Origin of the sequence: Streptomyces sp. URMC 126 (assembly GCF_051386555.1) — a bacterium.
Classification (GTDB): Bacteria; Actinomycetota; Actinomycetes; order Streptomycetales; family Streptomycetaceae; genus Streptomyces.
In genome coordinates this window covers 1-370 of record NZ_JBPQTX010000701.1, presented here as the reverse complement: position 1 = coordinate 370, position 370 = coordinate 1, and the positions used below count along the sequence as shown (strand labels likewise).

The window sequence follows — 370 nt, the reverse complement described above, 5'->3', positions numbered from 1 at the left end:
ACGTCGCTCACCCGCGGCAACCTAACAAGCAGGCTGTATGACGATCGCCGACGCGCGCGGGCCGGCCGGAGCGATGACACCTGTCCGGAGCAACGCGCGGGCCGCCGCCGCGAGCGGACCCCGCGGCGGCCGGGTCACTGCACGTCGAACTCGTTGCCCTCGGGGTCGGTCATCGTCACGTGCCCGCCACCGTGCTCGGTGACCACGCGCAGCACCGCCGCTCCCAGCCCCTCCAGCCGCGCCACCTCGGCGTCGCGCTCCCCGGGGGCGGCGTGGACGTCGATGTGGAGCCGGTTCTTGCCCCGCTTGGGCTCGGGGACGGCGTGGAAGAGGATCCGCCGCCCGAGGCCCATGCCGCGCTCCGCGTCGA

General features: G+C 74.9%; 1 protein-coding gene. It reads right to left on the bottom strand.

The window, feature by feature from the left end; genetic code table 11:
- Positions 1–134 precede the first annotated feature (134 nt).
- Positions 135–370 (bottom strand): VOC family protein (locus tag ACSNOK_RS33525; RefSeq protein ID WP_436784546.1); only part of this gene is annotated, 236 nt, incomplete at its 5' end.